We start from the raw sequence: 21,257 nt of genomic DNA on the forward strand, positions 1-21,257 counted from the left end.
AATGCCTGGAGGTGGGTGCTGGCTGGATGGTGCGTGGCCCTGTGCGCGTGCACGGCGCCGTCGCCCCATGTCGCGCCAGTGGCTCCCGAGGGTGCGACGCCCGTGGGCCCTTTCGCGCCGGAGGCTCGCGTGCTCTTCGAGGGCTGCATCCCGATTCCCGACAGCGCGACGTCCCGGCTGTACCGCTGCGGCGAGGTGACGGTGTGGCTGGTGGAGCGCAAGGACGTGCCCGCGGAGCGGGTGCTGGCGCTGGCCCGTGCGCGGGTGGTGGAGCGGTTGGGGGAGCAGGTGGTGGTGGCGGGCGGGGAGCTGCCGCTCGCGGGGCGCTCGTGGCCCGCGGCGCGCTTCGCCGTCTGTGAGGCGGGCGAGGCGAGGGCGTGTCGCGCGGGAGGCTATCTGGTCTCCGTGGCGGCGGAGTCGGGCAGACAGCGGGAGCTGGGCTGTGTCGCGCGAGGCAATGGCGCGCCCGGCCTGGCGCGGTGTCTGGAGTTCTTCGAGTACCTGGCGTCGCATGGCAACCCGGAGGGGGATGTGCTGGATGTGGCGGGGTTGTTGCTGCCGCCTCGGCTGCCGTGGCGCTCGCTCGCGGTGCCCGACGGGTGTCAGCCCGCGGCCTCGACGAGCCGGGCGGGTCGTATCCGGTGCGAGGATGCGTCCTTCGTGTGGAGTGTGTATCGGCCCGCGCGCGCGGAGGTGACGGAGCGCTGGAGGGACCAGGGTGTGTCGGAGCTGCGCGAGGCGTTGCCGGGCGCGGGGCCGGTGGAGGAGGTGGCTTGTCGGCTGGAGCAGCTCCCCGCGCGGTGTCTGCGATTCACGGCGCCGTCGGCCCGAGGGCCGCTGGTCGTCTGGGTGGGGGCGGTGGAGTGGAAGGACCGGGCACTGTTCGCCTCGTGTGGTTTTCTCGCGAAGTCCGCGCCGGGCTTCCCCGCTGTCTGCAATGGTGCCTTCTCGCTGCCTTGACCCACCCGTGACGGCGTGAAGGGACTGACGCGTGTATGCCTTGCAGGATGTCTCCAAGCGCTTCGGGACGACGCAGGCGCTGCGCTCGCTGACGCTCAGCCTGCCGGAGGGGCGCACCACGGTGCTGCTCGGGCCGAGTGGCTGTGGGAAGTCCACGCTGATTCGGCTGCTCAATGGCTTGCTTCATCCGGACACGGGCCGTGTCCTGTACGCGGGCAAGCCCCTGCCCACGGAGGCGAAGGCGCTGCTCGAGCTTCGCCATCGCGTGGGGTACGCGCTCCAGGGGGGCGGGCTGTTCCCGCACCTCTCTGGGGAGGGGAACCTCACGCTCATGGCCCGACACCTGCGCTGGCCGGAGGCGCGCATCCGCGAGCGGAGGGACCTGCTGGTGGAGCTGACGCGGTTTCCTCGCGAGGCGCTCGGACGATATCCGGCGCAGCTCTCGGGCGGGCAGCGGCAGCGTGTGGCGCTGATGCGGGCGCTGATGTTGGACCCGGAGGTGTTGCTGCTCGATGAGCCGCTGGGCGCGCTGGACCCGCTCGTGCGGCATGAGCTGCAGGCGGACCTGCGGAGCATCTTCGCGCGGCTGCGCAAGACGGTGGTCCTGGTGACGCATGACCTCGCGGAGGCGGCGTTTCTGGGAGACGACATCGTCCTGATGCGTGAGGGGCAGGTGGTGCAGCAGGGGCGCCTGGTGGACCTGGAGCAACGCCCCGCGGACCCGTTCGTCACGCGCTTCATCCAGGCGCAGCGGTGGGCCTCCACCTCTGAGTCCAGTCCCGCTCCCGAGGGGGCGCCGACATGAGCGTGTGGCGGCGAGTCCTCGCGGTGCTCCTCGTGCTCGCGGGGATGACGGTGGCCTGTGGGCGCGCGAGCTCGACGGAGGGCGCTCCTTCCGTGCGCGTGGGGTCCAAGAAGTTCACAGAGTCCGTCATCCTGGGAGAGATGGTGGCGCAGCTCGCGAAGAGCACGGGCGCTTCGGTGCGGCACCGGCGCGAATTGGGCGGCACCGCGGTGCTCTGGGAGGCCCTGCGCCGCGATGAGCTGGATGTGTATCCCGAGTACACCGGCACCCTGCGTCTGGAGTTGTTGTCGCGCTTGAGGTTGAAGGACGACGAGGCGCTGCGTGCGGCGCTCGCCGATGAAGGGCTGCGGATGAGCGCACCGCTGGGCTTCAACAACACGTATGCGCTGGGCATGAAGGAGGCCGAAGCCGAGCGACTCGGCATCCGCCGCATCTCCGACCTGCGCGCCCACCCGGACCTCCGCTTGGGCTTCAGCAACGAGTTCATGGAGCGCGCCGACGGCTGGCCCGCGCTGCGCGACACCTATCGCCTCCCGCAGAAGGACGTGCGGGGCCTGGACCATGACCTCGCCTATCGCGGCCTGGAGGCGGGCTCTGTGCAGGTGACGGACCTGTACTCGACGGACGCCGAGATTGCCGCCCATGGCCTGCGCGTGCTCGAGGACGACGCGCACCACTTCCCCGTGTACGACGCCGTGCTGCTCTATCGCGCGGACCTGGAGACGCGGGCCCCCGAGGCGCTCGCGGCCATGCTCCGGCTGTCGGGCGCGCTGTCGGAAGACGCGATGGTGAAGCTCAACGCCCGGGCCCGCGTGGACCGGGTCCCCGAGGCGCAGGTGGCCTCGGACTTCCTCGGAGGCCACCTGGGTGTCGCGACGAAGGTCCAGGGGGAGGGCCTGGCCTCTCGCGTGTGGCGACGGACCCGAGAGCACTTGTCCCTCGTCGGTCTGTCATTGCTGGCGGCCGTGGCGTTCGCCGTCCCGTTGGGCGTCATCGCCGCGCGGCGTCCCCGCTTGGGCCAGGCCGTGCTGGGATTGGCGGGTATCCTCCAGACGATTCCCTCGCTGGCGCTGCTGGTGGTGATGATTCCCTTGTTAGGGATTGGCTCACGTCCGGCCCTGGCCGCGCTGTTCCTCTACAGCCTGCTGCCCATCGTCCGGAACACCGCCGCGGGGCTGACAGGCATTCCCCTGGAGGTGCGTGAGTCCGCGGACGCGCTCGGTCTGTCCCCGCGCGCGAGGCTCTGGCGCATCGACCTGCCCATGGCCTCCCCCTCCATCCTCGCGGGCATCCAGACGGCCGCCGTCATCAACGTGGGCACCGCCACCCTCGGCGCGCTGGTGGGCGCGGGTGGCTATGGCCAGCCCATCCTCACGGGCATCCGCCTGGATGACACGGGGCTCATCCTCGAGGGCGCGATTCCCGCCGCCGTGCTGGCCTTGCTCGTCAGCGCGGGGGTGGAAGCCGCGGGGCGCGTGCTCGTGCCCCGAGGACTCCGCCTGCGCGCGGAGTCGGAGTCTCGCTGAAGGAAGGGAAGGGACTACACCGGCGACGGGTGGGTCGCCGCCGTCGCCTCCACGGCTTCGGCGCGAGGTGCGTCCGACGACAGCCCCGCCGCGCACAGGCTCACCACCGCCATCCACACGAAGTCCGCCATCAGCAGGTGCACCAACTGCAGCCACACGGGCGCCAGCAGCACCACGTTCACCGCGCCCACCGCGAGCTGCGCGATGTACAGGCCCGTGATGACCGTCGCGGCGCGCTTCACGTCGGCGGACGGACGCAGCTTCGCCATCCATCGTCCGATGAAGACCAGCAGCGCGCCCATGCAGATGGCCAGCACCGGGTGCAGCACCCGCTTGCGGACCAGGACGTGCGCCGTGTCGGAGACGTCCTGGCGCAGACCCTCCATCAGCGTCTCGGAGGGGAACAGCGTGTCACCGAGCGCGGCGATGGCGCCGCTCACGCCCAGCAGCAACATGCCCGCGAGGCTGACGCCCACCAGCGCGCCCACCCAGCCCTGGCCTCGGAACGTCAGGGGCGCGTGGCCTCGGGAGAACCACACCACCATCGTCTGCGCGCCCACGAGGAGGAACGTGTTGACCAGGTGCACGCCCATCCACACCGCGCGCCCCATGGAGGCGTTGTCCGCCACGTACTTGAGGAGGACGATGCCCGCCCCCACCAGCGCCTCCGTCAGCATGAAGAACAGCGCCCAGCTCGCCGCCTTGCGCACCGGGTGGCCCTTGGCGTGTGCTCGGAGCGCCCACACGCACAACCCCAGCGCGAGCAGCATCACCAGCCCGCTCGTCACCCGGTGGGTGTACTCAATCATCGTCTGGATGGAGGGCTCGCGAGGCACCACCTCGCCGTTGCAGACCGGCCAGTGGTCGCCGCAGCCCGCACCGGAGCCCGTAGCCCGGACGAACGCGCCCCACAGAATCACCCCCAGCGTGAAGACCAGCACTCCGACGCTGAAGACCTGGAACCGACGTGACGAGGCGGCGTGATTCATCGCGCTCCCCTTAACCCACTTCGACCCCACCCGCTGCCCGGCCCCGCCCATCCCGCTTCACCCGGCCCATCAGCCCGGCTGCTCGGCTCCCTCCCCGCAAGGCGCTCGCCCATATCCGGAAGGGCCAACCCGGATGCTCCAGCACCGCCATTGGATATACGTGCGTGCCGCTCCCACCCGTTCGGATGATTTCCATTGAACACTTCGGGGTGCCTACGGGCTGGCACGTATGGTGCTTAACGGTTGGTCAGTGCGCGACGGACCTCTCCGGAGGCTGGCGACACACCACTTGAACAGGAGACCGCTTCCGAGTGGTCCCGGTACCCAGGGGTCGAAGCTTCCCCCCTCTTCGGCCCATGGGTGCGTTCTTTCAGAGGCAGTCGGCTTCGATGCCTCGTCGGGTTCCCACAGGGGTGTGGGGAAACAGGGCGGGGCGCATCGCGGGTTGGGGATGTTTCCTCGCCCTCAGCCCGCGATGCGCATCTGCTCCGCCCCAAGCACCGCTGGCAGGGGCCCATAGGCCATGGAGCGCTCGATGACGTTGCGCAGCTCGCGCACGTTGCCCGGCCAGGCGTGGGACATCAGCGCCGCCAGGGCATCTGGCCCCAGCTGCGGAGGCTGCTGCCCCTCCGGCGTGAGCTGACGGACGAAGTGACGGGCCAGGGCCAGGACGTCCTCGCGCCGCTCGCGCAAGGGTGGCACTCGCACGGGCACCACGTGGAGCCGGTAGTACAGGTCCTCGCGGAAGCGGCCCTCGCGCACCAGCTGGCTCAGGTCCCGGTGGGTGGCGGCCACCACGCGCACGTCCACCTCGACGGGGCGCGTCTCGCCCAGGGGGAAGACCTCGCCGTTCTCCAGCACTCGCAGGAGCTTGGGCTGGACGTCGAGGGGCAGCTCGCCAATCTCGTCCAGGAACAGGGTGCCGCCGTGCGCGGCACGCAGCACGCCCGGGTGGTCGGAGGCCGCGCCGGTGAAGGCGCCCCGGCGGTAGCCGAAGAGCTGACCCTCGAAGAGCTCGCGAGGGACGGCGGCGCAGTTGAAGGCGACGTAGGGCCGCTGGGCGCGCATGGACAGCACGTGCAGCGCCCGCGCGACGACTTCCTTCCCCGCGCCGGACTCGCCCGTGACGATGACGGTGGAGCGGCTGGCGGACAGGCGCGCCAGCTCCGCGCGCAGCCGCTTCATGGAGGGCGAGGCCGCGATGAAGCCCGGCAGCTCCGCGTCCAGGTCCGGCTCCTCCGCCGAGGACACGGGGGCATGGAGAGGCGGTGACTCCACCACTTCCTCCACCGCCGCGAAGCCGCGCAGCGCGGCGACTTCCAGCGCGAAGCCACTCAGGCGGGACAGCGCGGTGAGCAGCGCGCGGCCGTCGGCGGGCAGCGGGCCGGCGACACCCACCCGCAGCCTGCGGCCACAGCCGTCTCCGAACTCCACCTCGTCCGTGGCCGGGAGCGAGCCGGTGCCCGCCAAGAGCGTGATGCGCCCCTGCGAGTCCACTTCCTCCAGCCGGGGCGCGCTGCCGGGGAACAGGCCCTCCAGCACGCCCATCAGCTCGCGCTGGATGCGGGGGGCGCCGATGCCGCGCACGGAGAGCCGCTCGAAGGGCACGACGAGGGCCTCCGCGCCCAGGCCGGTCGAGGCGAACGCGCCCTGGGCCACGCTCCCCACGCGGCGCGAGGGTGTCGCCGGGGGGCTGATGTCGGGAGGCAGGGGCATCCCCAGGCGGCGCAGCTCCGCCTCGCTGGCGGACACCAGCTCCGCGGCGGCGGGGTCTCCCTCGTGTCGGGCCAGCCGCGCCAGGAGGATGCGCGTGGAGGCGGCCATGCACACGTCGCCCGAGAGGCGGAACGTGCCGAGCGAAGCCTCCAGCAGCTCGCGAGCCTCGCGGGTGCGCCCGTCCAACATGAGCAGCACGCCCTCGAAGCGGTGCAGCAGCGCGGAGTGCCACGCCGACGGCATCCGCTCCAGGAAGGTCCTCGTGCGGCGCAGCACCGCCCGGCCTTCTTCACGTTGCCCCGCGTAGGCGCGCGCGGCCGTCTCGTACAGCAGGCACTCGCGCCGCAGGTAGGGCCAGCCGCCCAGCTCCATGCCGCGCAGGCCCGCGCTGGCGAAGCCCTCCGCCGCGCGCTGCGTGAGGCCGTCGGACAGGTCCGCCGCCGCCTCCACGAAGAGGGCATAGGCGCTGGTGAGGGCGCGCTGGACGGGGCCGTCGTGCGTGGCCAGCTTCGCCGCCAGCCGCCGCAGCTCCCCGGGCTTGTTCGTCGTCAGCCAGAGCTTCGCGCGGGTGATGGCCAGGTTCAGCGGCGTCCAGCTCAGCTCGGCCACCACCGCGTCGGCCTCGTCCAGCACCGCCTCCGCTTCGGTGAAGCGGGCCAGGCGCAGCAGGGCCTCGGCCTCCGCGCGCGCGGCGAAGATGAACGAGAAGCCCCGCGCCATGCGTCCGCCGTACGCGGCCTCGCGCGCGCGGCGCACCAGCAGCAGCGCCTCCTCCGGCTCGCACGCCTCCTCCAGTCGGCGCTGCGCGAGGAAGGCCAGGTTGCGCGCCTCCAGGAACGCATAGCCCAGCCGCGCCGAGCCCTGGGCCACGTCGCGGAAGCGCCGCGTGGCCTGGGTGGCCTCGCCTCGGAGGGACTCCTCGTGGGCGCAGAGGTCCTCGGCCAGCAGCCGCAGCGCCGGGATGTTCACCTCCGTGAGCGCCTCCGCCACCCGGCCCGAGTAGCGCGCCAGCCGCTCCGCGTCGCCCAGGTAGAAGGCGCTCCACATCTGCGCCATGCGCACCAGGCAGGTCGCGTCCGGGTCCGGCCGCCCCAGCATCAGGACCTCCGCCCGCGCGACGTGGGCGTCGGATCTGCCGGCGTCCAGCAGCTTGCCGTCCGGCGAGGCGTAGAGGTTGGCGGCCAGCGCGTGGACCTGGAGCTCCACCCACTCGGGGAGCAGCCCCATCTCCGCCTCGCCCAGGTGGGGCAGCAGCGTGGCGAGCGCGCCCCGGCTGTCCTCTCGCCCCCAGCGCTGGAGGTGGGACAGCCCCACCGCGGCCAGGGCCCGGGCGCCGGGGCTTCGCAGCACTCCCGAGGCCAGGAGGGACAGGAGCGCTTCCTCGGCGGCGCGCCACTCCGCCCGCTTCAGCAGCTCCAGGCAGGGCTGGAGCCGAGCGGTCTCCTCCGTGCTCATCTCCTGGCGGGAGAGGGACGGCAGGCGGGACACGCCCGAGAGGCCGCCGCCCTCCAGGAGCTGGCGCAGCGACTGGGCCACCCGCCCTCGGGGCCGTCGGGCCTGGGGCGCGGACTCCGGCAGCTCCCAGCGGTACACCGTCAGCGGGGTGACGCCCAGCATCCGGGCGAAGGCGGCACGGCTATGCGCTCCACGCAGGGCGCGGATGGCGTCGGGACCCAGGTCCGTGCGCGTTCCCTTTTCCTCCAGGTTCTCCACGACACCGCACCCCTTGTGCCCCCCGCCGAGACAGCCTCATGGGCCTTTTCCAGGGAGAATGCAATCGATTGGATATTTCCACGGACGATGGATGACAGCCCCGCAGCGCCTCGGGGTGCTTCCAGACCTGGGCAGGCGCATCGCGATGCCTTCCCTGGAGGGGCCGAGCCGTTATCGTACAGCGTGCCCGAACGCGTTCCCGATTCAGCAGCGACCTCGCCCGACCTTCAGGATGAACGTCTGCGCCGTCTGGAGACGGCCCTCACGGAGGGCCGCGCCCGGGAGGATGCGGCCGTGGAGGCGTGGGTCCGCAAGACGGGGCGGCTGCCTCCTCGCAAGGTGAGGCGCCAGTGGGAGAAGCAGTGGCGCAAGGAGGCACAGCGCTCGGTGCGCGCGGCGCAGAAGGCCCAGCGCGAGGCGTCCTCCTGGGACCCGGCGAGGGCGGCGGTCTTCGGCGTCATGGGGTTGGTCTTCACGGCGATGGCGATGAGCGACCGGCGGATCTGGTGGATGCTCTTCATCGCGCTCGGGTTCTTCCTGACGGCGGCGAAGCACGCCAAGCGCCCCGCGCTGGAGGAGAAGCAGGGCCTGCCGGAGAGCGAGGGCGCGAAGGACGTCCAGGTGGCTCCGCCGCGAGCGCAGCCCGAGCCCGCCGCCCAGCCACGGCCTCGCGAGGAGGAGGACCCTCGGACGGCGAAGGTGGATGCGCTGTGCACGCGGCTGCTGACGGAGCTGCGGCAGGGGCCGTCGGTGCTGCGCGAGGTGGTGCATGCGCCGGAGCGCACGGTGGAGGCGCTGCGCAAAGGCTGTCACGCGTTGGTGCGGCGGGAGCGGGAGCTGCGCGCGCTGGTGACGCCGGAGGAGGCGCGCCGGCTGGAGTCGGAGCGGGAGACGCTCTCGGCGCGGGTGGAGGCGGAGAAGGACGCGGTGGTGCGTGAGCGCTTGAAGGGCGCGCTGACCGCGCTGGACTCACAGCGGGCGCAGCGCGCGGAGCTGGCCACGGCGGCGGACCGCCTGGAGGCCGAGCACATGCGGCTCTACTACACGCTGGAGGGCCTCTACGCGCAGGTGCTGCGTGTGCGCTCGGCGGACGCGGCTGGCGAGGACATCGCCGGACTGGGCCTGCGCCAGAGCGTGGAGCAACTGGGCGCGGAGGTGGAGGCGGTGACGGAGGCGCTGGAGGAGGCCCACCGTCCGCACGATGGCCGGGTGCGCACGCGCTGAGCGTCACTCGCTGATGGCGCCTGCCCGGGTGACGGGCGCCGTGCCGGACGCGCTGGCGACTCGCACCGTCTTGGCGTTGAGGAACTCGTGCAAGCCCAGGTCCGCGAGCTCCCGCCCGTGGCCGGAGTGCTTCACGCCGCCGAAGGGCAGCCGCGCGTCGGACACCACCATCTCGTTGACGAACACCATGCCGGCCTCCAGGCCGTCGATGAACCGACGCTGCTCCTCCGCGTCGCGAGTCCACACGCTCGCGCCCAGGCCGAACGGCGTCGCGTTGGCGAGCTCCAGGGCATGCGCCGCGTCCCGTGCTCGCAGCAGCGTGGCCACCGGGCCGAACAGCTCCTCATGGAAAGCGGGGGCATGCGGCGGCGGGTCCGCGAGCACCGTCGGCGGATAGAAGTTCCCGGGGCCCTGCAAGGGTTTGCCGCCGAGGAGCAGCCGCGCGCCGGCCTTCACGCTGGCCTCCACCTGCGCGTGCAGTCCTTGGAGGATTCCGCCCGTGGCCAGGGGGCCCATGTCTGTCTTCGGGTCCAGGGGGTCGCCGACGGTGATGCGCTTCAGGCGCTCGATGAAGCGGCGCTCGAACTCGTCGGCGATGGGCGCGGCGAGGATGAAGCGCTTGGCGGCGATGCAGGACTGGCCATTGTTGACGAGCCGCGCGGACACGGCGGTCTCCACCGCCTTGTCCAGGTCCGCGCTGGACAGGACGACGAACGGGTCGCTGCCGCCCAACTCCAGCACCACCTTCTTGAGCGCCTTGCCCGCGGACGCGCCCACGGCCCGCCCCGCGCCCTCGCTTCCGGTGAGCGTCACGGCGCGCACGCGCGGGTCCTCGATGACGCGATTCACCTCCGACGTCTCGATGAGCAGCGTCTGGAAGGCGCCCGTGGGGAAACCCGATTGCAGGAACAGCGCTTCCAGCGCCAGCGCGCACTGGGGCACGTTGTGCGCGTGCTTGAGCAGGCCCACGTTGCCCGCCATCAGCGCGGGCGCGGCGAAGCGCACCACCTGCCAGAAGGGGAAGTTCCACGGCATGACGGCGAGCACCGGGCCCAGGGGCTGGTAGCGCACGAAGGCCGTGTCTCCGCCCACCTCGATGGGGCGGTCCTCGAGCAGGCCCTCCGCCTTGGCGACGTAGTAGCGGCACGCGGTGGCGCACTTGCGGGCCTCCGCTTTCGCGGCCTCCAGGGGCTTGCCCATCTCCTCCGTCATGAGCCGGCCGTAGCGCTCCGCCTCCGCGTCGAGCAATTCCGCGGCGCGGCGCATCCACCGGGCTCGCTCGGCGAAGGGCGTGCGGCGGTACTCGCGGAACGTGTCGGCCGCGCGCTGGAGCTTCGACTCCAGCTCCGCGGGCGTGAGGGCATCGAACGTGCGCAGCGTCTCTCCCGTCGCCGGGTTGATGGTCGCGATGGCCATGGGGGCTCCTCCCACGGCGGGTGATAGCAGCCGGCCCTCCGACGACAATGGCCACCGCCGTGGAGCGTCCGGGGGCACACTCGCGCGGCCCGCGCGTTCCTGAAATGCGACAGAATGCCCCGCTCCCGCCATGCCCCAGCTCCTCGTCCTCCCTGACGGCCGCCGTCTCCCCTTGGACAAGCCGGTGGTCTCCATCGGCTCCGACGCGACGTGTGACGCCGTGGTGCAGGCGCCCGGCGTGAAGCCGAGCCACGCGCTGCTGTTCCGCGACGCGCGAGGCTGGAGCGTGTCCCCCGCGGGACGCGGCTGTGACGTGCGGGTGCGAGGCAAGCGCGTGGACCTGGCGCCCCTGGAGCCCGGAGACCGCGTGCGCGTGGGCACGGTGGAGCTGGAGCTCGTGGACGCCGTCGAGCCCACCACCGCCGTTGCGCGTGAGGAGCCTGCTCCCCGGTGCAACGAAGGGCGCGTGGTGTCGCTGCTGTCGGAGCTGGCCTCGCGGATGTTGGTGCAGCGCCCCCCGCAGGAGGTGCTGGAGGTGGCGATGCGGGGGCTCGCCGAGGTGGTGCGCGCGGACGTGGGCTTCCTGGTCACCGCGGAGTCACTCGACGGGCCGCGCCGGGTGTTGTGCGCCACGGGGACTCGGCCGGATGTGGCGGTGGTGGACAGCCTGGTGGACCGGGTGATGACGTCGGGCGCCCCGGTGCGCGTGGCGGACGTGGCGGCCGACGCGGCGCTGGCGGGCGCGCCGAGCCTCACGGCGCTGCGGCTGTGCTCCGCGCTGGTGGTGCCGCTGCGCGTGGAGTCGGTGCCCCTGTCGGTGGTGTACCTGGGGCGGAAGCTGGGCGCGCCCGCGTTCTCCTCGACGGAGCTGGAGGAGGCGATGGCGCTCTCCGGGCTCGCGGCGCTGCTGCTCTCCACCCGGCGCGAGCTGACGGAGCTGCGTGCGCAGGTGGATGGCCTCACCCGCCGCATCGAGGCGGCGACGTTCGAGGGCCTCATCGGCGAGTCCCCGTCGATGCGCGCGATGTATCGGCAAGTGGAGCGACTGGGGCCCACGCCGCTCCACGTGCTCATCCAAGGGGAGACGGGCACGGGCAAGGAGCTGGTGGCCAGGGCGCTGCATCGGCGCAGTGGCCGTCGAGGGCGACTGGTGGCCATCAACTGCGCGGCGCTGCCGGAGAGCCTCATCGAGCGCGAGCTGTTCGGCCACGCGCGCGGCGCCTTCACGGGCGCGGGCCCGGAGCGCGCGGGACTGGTGGAGGCGGCCGACGGAGGCACGCTCTTCCTGGACGAGATTGGAGACATGCCCCTGGCGCTCCAGACGCGCCTGCTCCGCGTGGTGCAGGAGCGCGAGGTGACTCGACTCGGCGAGCACCAGCCGCGCAAGGTGGACGTGCGCGTGGTGTCCGCGACGCACGTCTCCCTGGAGGAGGCCGTGCGGCGAGGAACCTTCAGGGCGGACCTGCGCTTCCGCCTGGATGAGGTGCGCGTGGAGGTGCCGCCCCTTCGCGAGCGCGGCGACGACGTGCTGCTCATCGCGCACCACGTCCTGTCGCAGGAGGCGCGCAAGGCGAAGGGCTTCACGCAGAAGGCGGCGGAGGCGCTGCGAGGCCACCCCTTTCCCGGCAACGTGCGGGAGCTGTCCTCGCGTGTGCGCCGCGCGGCGGTGCTGGCGTCGGACGAGCTGTTGCGGCCGGAGGACCTGGAGCTCGGCGCGGACGGCACCCCCCTGATGCCGCTCGAGGAGGCGCGCGAGGCCTTCGTGCAGCGTCATGTGCGGGAGGCGATTGCTCGCAGCGGAGGCAGCAAGAAGGACGCGGCGGCGGCGCTGGGCATCGGCCTGCGCTCCCTGTTCCGCTACCTCGGCGAGGGGGACTGACACGCCGCCTCCTCGGGAGGCCCTGGGACGTGCCAGTCCTGGCACGTTCTGGCCGCGCCCGGCCCCCAGAAGGGCCTGGGCTGTCCCGCAACCCCGTGGAATCGTGGCACTCGCGTGCCGGAGGAGGGCTCGGCACGGCCGTTGCGATGGGGGGACGCATCGCGCGCCGAGGGTGCTGGCGCGCCACTGAACCTCACGGAGACGGACATGAAGCATGTGGTGATGGGACTGTTCCTGGCGCTGGCGGTGGTGGGCTGTGGCGGCACGAAGGACGACGACGGCGGCAACGACGACCCCGGCAAGCAGGGTGAGGGCCTGTGCAGCGCGAGCAAGGCCTGCCCCTCCGGCCAGTTCTGTTTCAACGGCCTGTGCGCCATCGGCTGTCAGTCGAACGCCAACTGCGCGGCGGACCAGTACTGCGACCTCGAGGACACGGGCATGCCCGCCGCCTTCTGCAAGAACAAGAAGGCCGGGACGTGCAGCTCCAACAGCCAGTGCTTGAGCAACCAGATCTGCATCGAGGGCCTGTGCAGCCTGAAGCCGCCCGAGAACCCGCCGACGTGCAACCCCAACACGTCGGACTTCAAGGACGGCTGTGACACGTATTCGGTGTGCCTGGACCCGGATGACCAGGGCAGCCAGAAGCCGTACTGCGCCAGCTTCGCGCCGTGCCCCGAGGACGGCGTGTGCCCCACGGGCCTGGGCGGCGCGGTGTGCAACGACGGCTATCTGCAGAACAAGGGCCGCTTCTGCATGCAGGGCCTCTGCCGTGAGAACTCCAACTGCCCGTCGTCGTGGAACTGCGTGAAGCCCTTCTCGGGCGCGGTGCTCGGCTTCTGCAGCCCGGGCGCCCTCGGCTTCCCGTGCACCGAGAACTCGCATTGCAAGAGCGGTCAGTGCTTCTCCGCGCCCGGAATGATGGGCGCCTGCATGTAGCGGGTGGGAGCGGGCCTCGTGTCCCCGAGTCGGGGGGCGCGAGGTCCTGCTCCGGGGGCTGCTCTCCGCGGGAGGCTTTGCGTAGAGTGGCCAGCGCCTTGGTGAATCCTCGCGTCCTCTCGTTCTTGTTGCCGGTGTGGGTGCTGCTCTTCGCATCCGGCTGTCCGCTCGACATCCGCATCCGCTGTGAAGACTCCGGGGAGTGTGAGTCCGGGCAGGTCTGCGTGCGCGGTGGTTGCGAGGACCTGCTCGGAGAGCGGGTGGGGGATGATTGTGAGTCGGATGCGGAGTGTGGTCCGGGCTTCACCTGCGGCGAGGGGTTCCCGGGCGGGTACTGCCTCTTGGAGTGCTCGCGGGAGCGGTCTTGTCCGGAGGGGAGTGTCTGCGCGCTGGGCCTGGGCCGGTGCCTGAGGACCTGCGGCGAGCACTGCACCCGGTCGGGCTATGGCTGTGGACCGGTGCCCGAGTCCTCCGGGCCGCTCGATGCCTGCGTGCCGGTGGCGACACCGGCGGATGGCGGGAGTGACGGGGGCTGCACGGGCTCGGGGTGTGGGACGCCGGATGGAGGGGGCGGGGAGGAGAACTGCACGACGGACTTCGAGTGTCGGGCTGGGTGGCGGTGCAGCAACAGCCAGGTGTGTGTCGAGGGGCCTCGGCTGGGGGAGGCGTGCCGGGACAGCTTCGAGTGCGCGGTCTACGCCACCTGCCCCAAGGAGCGGCTGCGGTGCGAGGAGACCTGCAACGCGCAGGTGGGCGGGCTGTGTTCGGCGGGCTACCAATGCGCGCCGGACGGACTGTGCGTCCGGGAGTGCACGGGGGCGCCGGCCACGGTGGGGGAGCAGTGCGAGAACTCGATGGACTGCGCTCCGTGCAGCGTGTGTGTGGCGTCCGCGCCGGGGCTGCGGTGCCGCCAGTCATGCCGGTTGGACAGGGACTGCCCGGGAGGCGCGGCGGGGGCCTGTGAGCCGGTGGGGCAGGCGAAGTACTGCCGGTTGTAGGCGGGGCTGAAACCATCGGCCGGGTTGCTCGCGGGGGGCGGCTCCCGGAGAATGCCCGGGTGATGACGGGTGAGGTGCTGTCGGGCCGCTACCGGCTCGAGCGGGAGCTGGGGCGTGGTGGGATGGCCACGGTCTTCCTGGCGACGGACTTGCGGCTGTCTCGCCCGGTGGCGTTGAAGCGCATGCATCCGGGGGGAGGCGCGGGGCGCGCGGAGCGCTTCCGCCGGGAGGCCGAGCTGGCCGCTTCGCTCCGTCACCCCAACGTCCTGGAGGTCCACGACTACGGCGAGGATGGGGCGCATGGTCCGTTCCTCGTTTGTGAGTGGGTGAGAGGCGAGGACCTGCGGGCGTTGGCGGGGAGGCTCGCGCCGGTGCCGCCCGAGGCCGCGATGGTGCTGGCCTGGGAGCTGGCGCGCGCGCTGGCGGCGGCGCATGCGGTGGGCATCGTCCACCGGGACGTGAAGCCGGAGAACGTGCTCGTGGCCGAGGGTGGGCCGCTGAAGCTGGCGGACTTCGGGCTCGCGGCGCTGGAGGACCAGGAGCGGCTGACGAGCACGGGCGCGGTGACGGGCTCGCTGCCGTACATGGCGCCCGAGCGCATCGACACGGGGGCGTACTCGTCCGCGTCGGATGTGTATGCGGTGGGGGTCATCCTGTTCGAGCTGTGCTCGGGGGCCACGCCGCACTCGGGCAAGGGCGCCGCGCACCTGGCCGCGTCGGTGATGACGAAGGACGCGCCGTCGCTGACGGAGGAGGTGCCGGGGACGCCGGAGCCGCTGGCCGTGTTGGTGGCGGGGTGTCTGGCGAGGGATGCGAGGGACCGGCCGAAGGATGGCGCGGCGCTCGCTTCGGCGCTGGAGGAGTTGCTCCTGAAGCGGGTGGGGCCTCCGGCGGAGGTGGCGCGGGAGTTCTTCGGAAATCCGGTGGCTGTTGCAGCGAAGTGGCGGCGGGGGCGCTTCGAGCGGTTGCTGGAGGAGGGGCGCGGGCTGCTGGCGCGAGGGGAGGGGGCACGGGCTGCGAAGGTGCTCAACACGGCGCTGGTGCTGGAGCCCGGGTCGACGGAGGTGCTGGCGCTGCTGCGCGAGGGACCGAAGCGCTCCAGGTCGAAGGGTGGGGTGCTCGCGGCGGGGCTCGCGGGCTGCGCGGTGGTGGGGTGGGGCGGGTGGATGCTGGTTTCGAGTGAAGGTTTGAACGCGGGGCCCGTCAGTCCCGCCGCCATGCGGAAGCCGGTTGGAGTGGAAGAGGCGGGGAACCCTCGCCCGGACGCAGTGAAGGGGCCCCCGGGAGGCGTGGGGGAGACAGGCGAGGAAGGGCGCTCTCCAGAAATCATGGCGGCGAGTGGCTCGACAGCTCCCGTCGACTCCCGGCAGCCAGCGAGCGCCGGAGGGGCGCCGACGCATGGTCAGGACGTGGTGGCTACCAGAGTGGCGAAGTCGGGTGGTGGTGCTCCCGCGGACTCGTACCAGCGAGGGGTTGAGGGGCGGGTGCCAACCTCCGCCGGAACGGTGGTGGCTCCTGGAGACTCGCAGCAGCGAGGAGTTGCGGGGCGGGTGCCAACCTCCGCCGGAACGGTGGTGGCTCCTGGAGACTCGCAGCAGCGAGGAGTTGCGGGGCGGGCGCCCACGGATGAGCAGGCCGCTGCATCCGGCGGAATGGCGGTGGCGGCTCCCGTGGACTCGCGCGAGCGAGGAGTGTCGGGGCGGGCGCCAACGGATGCTCTGACCGTGGCATCCGCCGGAGCGGTGGGTGGCGCTCCAGGAGACTCCCGGCAGCACGCACCGAGCGAGATGCCGGCCGGGAGCTTCAAGGTGCCCGCGTCCGGCTCGACGGGCAGCGAAGCTCGCGACCGCACGAAGGATGCAGGCCTCAAGTCGGACTCAGCGAAGCTCCCACCGGCCTCGGTGTCAGGGACCGCTCCTTCAGCGGCACCCGCACGGGAGGAGAGCGCGAAGCCCGCGGTGTTGAAGGTGACGTCGCGTCCGTGGGCGGAGGTGTTCGTGAACGGCGAGAGCCGAGGCTACACGCCGCGCGTGCGCGAGCTCTCCCTCCCGCCGGGCACCCACCGGCTGCGCTTCGTCAATCCGTTGTGCGACGAAGTCGAAGTCGCGGTGACGCTCGCGGCCGGTGAGACCGTGGCGCGCGACGTGGTGCTGACGCTGCGCAAGGCGGAGGTCTCCATCCAGGCCCCCGTGGGCGCGAGGCTCTTCGTGGATGGGCGCGAAGTGGGCACCGCGCCACTGCCGGGCCCGGTGTCGCTCGAGCACGGGAAGCATCGCGTGAGCGCGCATCTTCCCGGAGCCACCCCGGTGCAGCGCGAGGTGGAGGTCGTGGCCGGTCGTCGCCTCGAGGTGTCGTTGGAGGTGACGCCGTGATGGGAGCGGCGTGGCTGTTGGTGGCGCTGGCCGCCTCTCCGCTCGATGGCGCTCGGAGCGCCTACCAGTCGGGCGAGCTGACGCAGGCGCGCACGGAGCTGGAGTCGCTGCTCTATCCGCTGAAGCTGGAGGGAGAGTCGCTGGAGGCGGAGGGGCACCTGCTGCTCGCGGCGACCTACCACGCGCAGGAGGAGAACGCGCGCGCCGAGGACGAGGTCGTGCGCGCGTTCGCCGTGCGCGAGGACCTGGGCGTGGACCCGCTGTTGTATCCGCCAGACTTCCTCGCCTTCGTGGGGCGAGCCCGCACGCAGCACCAGTCGCGCATCGCGGAGCTGCGCGCGGAGCGTCGTCCTCGCCTGGTGCCTCCGCCCGCGCCGCTGGTCGAGCCGGTGTCGAAGGACGCCGAGGTGCCCACCCTCTCGCGGGCCTGGTATCTGGCGCCGCTGGGAATCGGACACTTCAAGCAGGGGCGCTCGCGGATGGGGACGGTGATGGCGGTGACGCAGGGGGTGGGGCTCGCGGTGGCGGGGGCCTCGCTGGGGGCGTCCTTGTCGATGCGGGGGGCGGACGGGCGTTACAGTGCGAGTGATGCGGGGACCGCGCGGACCCTCAACGTGACGTACCTGGTGGGGGCGTACGTGTTCGCGGCGGCCTATGCGTACGGCGTGTTGGATGGGATGGTGTTGGCGCCGGAGCCGCCTGCCCGGTCGGGTCCCTGAGGAACAAGCGGGACTTTCGGGGTCCCCTGGCTGCATTTAGATGCAGGTGAATGGAGGTCGGTATGTCGCGCGAAATCGTCCACGAGCGCTCGTTCAACCCCATCGTCGCGGGTTTGCTGTCGCTCTTCTTCCCGGGCTTGGGGCAGCTCTACAAGGGGCACCTCATCCGGGCCATCCTGTGGTTCTGCTTCGTGGGCGTGGGCTACTGGCTGCTGATTGTCCCCGGAGTGGTGCTGCACGTCTTGTGCGTGCTGGGGGCCACCTTCGGGAGCGCGGGCAAGGAGCGGTTCCGGTTCGCGCGGTAGGCGGGCCTGGCGGCGTGACGAAACGATGACCCTCCGTGGGCGGTGTGTCGGCCAACGGAGGGGGCGGACCCTGTACTCAAGAGGCTGTCTCGATTCAGAGGGAGCAGCCACATGGGTATGTCCATGGGAGGTGGCCGTGGGGGGATGAAGAGTGAGATCAACGTCACGCCGTTGGTTGACGTGGTGTTGGTGCTCCTCATCATCTTCATGGTGGTGACGCCGATGATGAAGCGGGGGAAGGAGGTCGAGCTTCCCAAGGCTCAGCAGACGGAGGAGGACGGACCGGACCCGCTGATTCTCTCCATGACTCCGGACAAGAAGCTGTTCGTGGAGTCGGAGGTGTCGGCGAGTGACGCGGACTTCCAGAAGAAGCTGCGGGAAGCGATGCGCGCGGACCCCCAGCGGCGGTTGCTGCTGAAGGCGGACCAATCGCTGACCTACAGCGACGTGATGAAGGTGATGCTGCTGGCGAAGGCGACGGGTGCGGAGAAGGTGTCGCTCGCGGTGGTGGAGCCGAAGCAGGACAAGTAGTGCTCGATTCCGTGGGACGCACGAGCCTGGGTGGCGGGGCCAAGGCATAGTCTCGCGGATATGCGGGGACTCTGGGCGCGGATGTCTGGGCGGCACGTGGCGGTGACGCGGCTCTACGGGATGCTGCTGTTGCTGTTGGTGTGCTGCCTGGGGTTCATCGCGCTGTCGGACGAGGTGACGGAGGGGGAGACGCAGGACTTCGACGAGCGGGTGTTGCGAGCGCTGCGCAGCCCTGGAGACGTGTCGGTGCCGAGAGGCCCCTGGTGGCTGCGTCCCATGGCGGAAGACGTGACGTCGCTGGGGGGCGCGCCGGTGTTGTTGTTGGTGACGCTGGCGGTGCTGGGCTTCCTGGTGCTGGCGAGGCGCTACCGGACGGTGTTGCTGGTCCTGGTGGCGACGGTGGGTGGGACGCTGTTGAACGGGGGGCTGAAGCATCTCTTCGCGCGTCCAAGGCCCTCCGTGGTGCCGCATCTCCAGCACGTGGTGTCGACGAGCTTCCCGAGCGGGCACGCGATGTTGTCTGCGATTGTGTACCTCACGCTGGGAGGGCTGTTGGCGCAGCTCGCGGAGCCCAGGCGGTTGAAGGCATACATCCTCACGGTGGCGTTGATGCTCCCGCTCCTGGTGGGCCTGACGCGCGTGTACCTGGGCGTGCACTACCCCACGGACGTGCTGGGAGGTTGGGTGGCGGGACTCGCCTGGGCGCTGCTGACCGCGCTGACCGCACGGGCCTTGCGACGGCGCAGCCCGGCCCTTCGCGAAGAAGCCCACCGCGTGGTGGAGTGATGGAGCACGGAGGACACATGTTGCGCTGGGAAACGTTGTCGCTGGGTTTGCTCCTGTTTCTTCAAGGCTGCGCACTGTCCCGGCCCGAGAAGGCGCCGCCCGAGGAAGCCGCGCACTACAAGTTCCCCATCGCCCTGCCCACGGAAGGACAGCAGGTCCTCTCGGGCCCCATCGCCGCGGCCGTGTCCCTGGCGATGGAGGACTTCCTCCCGCTCGGACACACGCTCCCCAGCGACGCGAGCCCCATGGAACGCTGTGCCTCGCGCCGTGACGCCTACGACGTGACCGCGGTCCCAGGCTCCGCCGACGCGAGCGTCGTCTTCGTCAGCTTCTCGCCGCGCGAGAGCACCTGCCGCGACCTCCCAGGCCCCAGCCGCTCCGACACGCCCGTCGTCTACGCCGTGGACATCACCCGGAGCCGCATCCTCTCCGTCCAGAAGTAATCGTCCCGCCAGGCGCCTCGGTGGCCCGACCGCCGAGGAGGCGACCTTCGCCGCCCCCTCTCCTCACGAAAAAGCCCCCACCCGCCGCCCGCTGCGCGAAAGTCGCGGCCCCGTGCGCCGTCCCTCGCTCCGCTCCTCACCCCGCTCCCCCGCACCTCTCGCGAGGTCCTGGGCATGAGCGTGTGGAGTTGGCTGCGTCGATGGTTCCCCGCGCTGCGGACCGAGTTCGTCGCCATCTTCTACGATGAGGCCTACCGCCTCCCGCTCACCGGCATCGAGAACACCGTCGGTGTCGAGCCCCGCGGCGTCGACTTCACCACCTGGTACCTCCTCGAGAAGCACGTCGTCCGCCCCGCCGACGTCTACCGCCCCCGGCCCGTGAGCTACGCCGAGCTCTCCCGCGTCCACGACGCCGCCTACCTCGAATCCCTCGGCCGGCCAGAGACCCTCGCGCGCATCTACGCGGTGGACCCGTCCGAAGTCCCGGTCGACACGCTCCTGTCCAACGTCCGCCTCGTCTGCGGAGGCACCCTCGGCGCCGCACGCCTCGCCTTCGGCCGCAGAGGCCCCGTCGTCAACATGGCCGGCGGCTTCCACCACGCCGCCCCCGGCCGCGGCGGTGGCTTCTGCGCCGTCAACGACATCGCCGTGGCGCTCGCCTCCCTCCAGTCCGATGGCTACGAAGGTCAGACTGTCGTCCTCGACCTCGACGCCCACCCACCCGACGGGACCGCCGAGTGTCTCGCCGGCAACCCCAAGGTCTGGATCGGCTCACTCTCCGGCAGCGACTGGGGCTCACTCCCCGAAGGCGTCGACGAGACCCGCGTCCCCGACGGCATCTCCGACGACGACTACCTCACGCTCCTCGACGGCCTCCTGTCGCGCATGCCCAAGGCCGACCTCGCCTTCGTCATCGCGGGCGGAGACGTCCTCGCCGGAGACCGCTTCGGCCGCGTGGGCCTCTCTGTCGAAGGCGCGCGCCGCCGCGACCAGCGCATCGCCGACGCCCTTCACGGAGTCCCCAGCGTCTGGCTCCCCGGCGGCGGCTACCACGCCGACTCCTGGAAGCTCTTCGCCGGCACCGTCCTCGTGCTCTCCGGCATGGGCGGCCGTCGCATCAAGGAACGCTACGACCCGCTGAGCGCGCGCTACCGCCGCATCTCCCGCCTGCTCATGCGGGAAGGCACCCCGCTCGACGACATCACCATCACCCAGGAGGACCTCGAAGGCTCGCTCGGCCTGGGCGGGGACCCTCAGCCCCGCGTGCTCGGTTACTACACGGCGCAGTCGCTGGAGTACGCCCTCTTCCGCTACGGCCTGCTGTGGCAGGTGGAGCGCCTGGGCTACAGCCGCCCCCGCGTCGAGGTGAACGCCACCGGCGCCGGAGACCGCATCAAGGTGCTCGGCCGGGCCGGAGGCCAGGAGCACCTCCTGGTCGACGTCGTCGTGGAGCGCCGCACCATCGCCGACGAGCCGTACTTCTTCGTCAACTGGCTCAGCCTGCGCCACCCGCGCGCGCGCTTCAGCGAGCGCCGTCCCCAGCTCCCCGGCCAGGAGGTCCCCGGCCTGGGCCTGGCGCGCGAGGCCACGGAGATGTTCGTGCTGATGGCCCGGCGACTGGAGCTCACCGGCGTCGCCTTCCGCCCCATGTGGTACCACCTCGCCGTGGTGGCCAAGGCCCGCTTCCGCTTCGTGGACCCCGCCCGGCAAGGCCGCTTCGAGGCCCTGATGCGAGACCTCTCCCAGCTCCCCCTGCTGGAGGCCACCCGCGCCGTCGCCGATGGCCGCGTCCTCCTCGGCGGTGAGCCCTACCGCTGGGAGCCCGCGGACATGGTCCTGCGCCTGGAGCCCCAGCCGCTCGACACCGACGCCGTCGCCGCCGAGCGCGAGCGCTGCCACTTCACCTTGGAACCGCGCCGCTGAGACACGTCACCCCCGC

Annotated in this window: 17 protein-coding genes; 14 read left to right on the forward strand and 3 right to left on the reverse strand. The window is 71.6% G+C overall.

Annotation, left to right across the window (positions count from 1 at the left end):
- Positions 1 to 33 precede the first annotated feature (33 nt).
- The 3 genes from MYSTI_RS02870 to MYSTI_RS02880 are packed head-to-tail and all read left to right on the forward strand — an operon-like array spanning position 34 to position 3,291.
- A complete protein-coding gene (locus MYSTI_RS02870) occupies positions 34 to 960 on the forward strand; it encodes a hypothetical protein (protein ID WP_233278149.1) in 927 nt (308 codons plus the stop codon).
- Positions 961 to 991: 31 nt separating this feature from the next.
- Positions 992 to 1,765, forward strand: a complete 774-nt coding sequence (locus MYSTI_RS02875; RefSeq protein ID WP_015346192.1) for an ATP-binding cassette domain-containing protein — start codon at positions 992 to 994, stop codon at positions 1,763 to 1,765.
- Positions 1,762 to 3,291, forward strand: a complete 1,530-nt coding sequence (locus MYSTI_RS02880) for an ABC transporter permease/substrate-binding protein (protein WP_015346193.1) — start codon at positions 1,762 to 1,764, stop codon at positions 3,289 to 3,291. Before MYSTI_RS02875 ends, MYSTI_RS02880 begins: the two co-directional genes overlap by 4 nt.
- A gap of 14 nt (positions 3,292 to 3,305) precedes the next feature.
- Here MYSTI_RS02880 and MYSTI_RS02885 read toward each other — a convergent pair whose 3' ends face one another.
- Entirely contained in the window at positions 3,306 to 4,280 is a 975-nt protein-coding gene (locus MYSTI_RS02885; RefSeq protein ID WP_015346194.1) for a COX15/CtaA family protein, read from the reverse strand.
- A 465-nt stretch (positions 4,281 to 4,745) separates the two neighbouring features.
- The gene (locus MYSTI_RS02890) at positions 4,746 to 7,709 is read right to left on the reverse strand and encodes a sigma-54-dependent transcriptional regulator (protein WP_015346195.1); all 2,964 of its coding nucleotides are present in this window, start codon (positions 7,707 to 7,709) and stop codon (positions 4,746 to 4,748) included.
- Between the two features lie 294 nt (positions 7,710 to 8,003).
- Here MYSTI_RS02890 and MYSTI_RS02895 point away from each other — a divergent pair, with 294 nt between their 5' ends.
- Positions 8,004 to 8,933 carry a hypothetical protein gene (locus MYSTI_RS02895; RefSeq protein ID WP_233278150.1) on the forward strand — a complete coding sequence of 310 codons (930 nt, stop codon included), beginning with the start codon at positions 8,004 to 8,006 and terminating at the stop codon, positions 8,931 to 8,933.
- Between the two features lie 3 nt (positions 8,934 to 8,936).
- Here MYSTI_RS02895 and MYSTI_RS02900 read toward each other — a convergent pair whose 3' ends face one another.
- Positions 8,937 to 10,349, reverse strand: coding sequence for an NAD-dependent succinate-semialdehyde dehydrogenase (locus tag MYSTI_RS02900; protein ID WP_015346197.1), 1,413 nt, complete (start codon positions 10,347 to 10,349; stop codon positions 8,937 to 8,939).
- A gap of 130 nt (positions 10,350 to 10,479) precedes the next feature.
- Between MYSTI_RS02900 and MYSTI_RS02905 the strand changes: the two genes are divergently transcribed.
- From MYSTI_RS02905 to MYSTI_RS02950, 10 genes are all read left to right on the forward strand, one after another.
- Positions 10,480 to 12,228, forward strand: coding sequence for a sigma 54-interacting transcriptional regulator (locus tag MYSTI_RS02905; protein WP_015346198.1), 1,749 nt, complete (start codon positions 10,480 to 10,482; stop codon positions 12,226 to 12,228).
- A gap of 207 nt (positions 12,229 to 12,435) precedes the next feature.
- On the forward strand, positions 12,436 to 13,164 hold the full coding sequence (locus MYSTI_RS02910; RefSeq protein WP_015346199.1) for a Dickkopf N-terminal cysteine-rich domain-containing protein: 729 nt from the start codon (positions 12,436 to 12,438) through the stop codon (positions 13,162 to 13,164).
- 86 nt (positions 13,165 to 13,250) lie between these two features.
- Positions 13,251 to 14,162: a hypothetical protein gene (locus MYSTI_RS44360; protein ID WP_015346200.1), complete on the forward strand. Its 912-nt coding sequence runs from the start codon at positions 13,251 to 13,253 to the stop codon at positions 14,160 to 14,162.
- 62 nt (positions 14,163 to 14,224) lie between these two features.
- Positions 14,225 to 16,534, forward strand: coding sequence for a serine/threonine-protein kinase (locus MYSTI_RS45195; RefSeq protein ID WP_015346201.1), 2,310 nt, complete (start codon positions 14,225 to 14,227; stop codon positions 16,532 to 16,534).
- The gene (locus tag MYSTI_RS02925) at positions 16,534 to 17,253 is read left to right on the forward strand and encodes a hypothetical protein (protein ID WP_015346202.1); all 720 of its coding nucleotides are present in this window, start codon (positions 16,534 to 16,536) and stop codon (positions 17,251 to 17,253) included. Before MYSTI_RS45195 ends, MYSTI_RS02925 begins: the two co-directional genes overlap by 1 nt.
- A gap of 62 nt (positions 17,254 to 17,315) precedes the next feature.
- Positions 17,316 to 17,558: a hypothetical protein gene (locus MYSTI_RS02930; protein ID WP_015346203.1), complete on the forward strand. Its 243-nt coding sequence runs from the start codon at positions 17,316 to 17,318 to the stop codon at positions 17,556 to 17,558.
- Between the two features lie 111 nt (positions 17,559 to 17,669).
- A complete protein-coding gene (locus MYSTI_RS02935) occupies positions 17,670 to 18,089 on the forward strand; it encodes a biopolymer transporter ExbD (RefSeq protein WP_015346204.1) in 420 nt (139 codons plus the stop codon).
- 81 nt (positions 18,090 to 18,170) lie between these two features.
- Positions 18,171 to 18,875, forward strand: a complete 705-nt coding sequence (locus MYSTI_RS02940) for a phosphatase PAP2 family protein (protein ID WP_044282766.1) — start codon at positions 18,171 to 18,173, stop codon at positions 18,873 to 18,875.
- 17 nt (positions 18,876 to 18,892) lie between these two features.
- Positions 18,893 to 19,318 carry a hypothetical protein gene (locus tag MYSTI_RS02945; RefSeq protein ID WP_015346206.1) on the forward strand — a complete coding sequence of 142 codons (426 nt, stop codon included), beginning with the start codon at positions 18,893 to 18,895 and terminating at the stop codon, positions 19,316 to 19,318.
- 174 nt (positions 19,319 to 19,492) lie between these two features.
- On the forward strand, positions 19,493 to 21,241 hold the full coding sequence (locus MYSTI_RS02950; RefSeq protein ID WP_015346207.1) for a histone deacetylase family protein: 1,749 nt from the start codon (positions 19,493 to 19,495) through the stop codon (positions 21,239 to 21,241).
- Positions 21,242 to 21,257 lie beyond the last annotated feature (16 nt).

The organism is Myxococcus stipitatus DSM 14675 (assembly GCF_000331735.1).
Taxonomy (GTDB): Bacteria; Myxococcota; Myxococcia; order Myxococcales; family Myxococcaceae; genus Myxococcus; species Myxococcus stipitatus.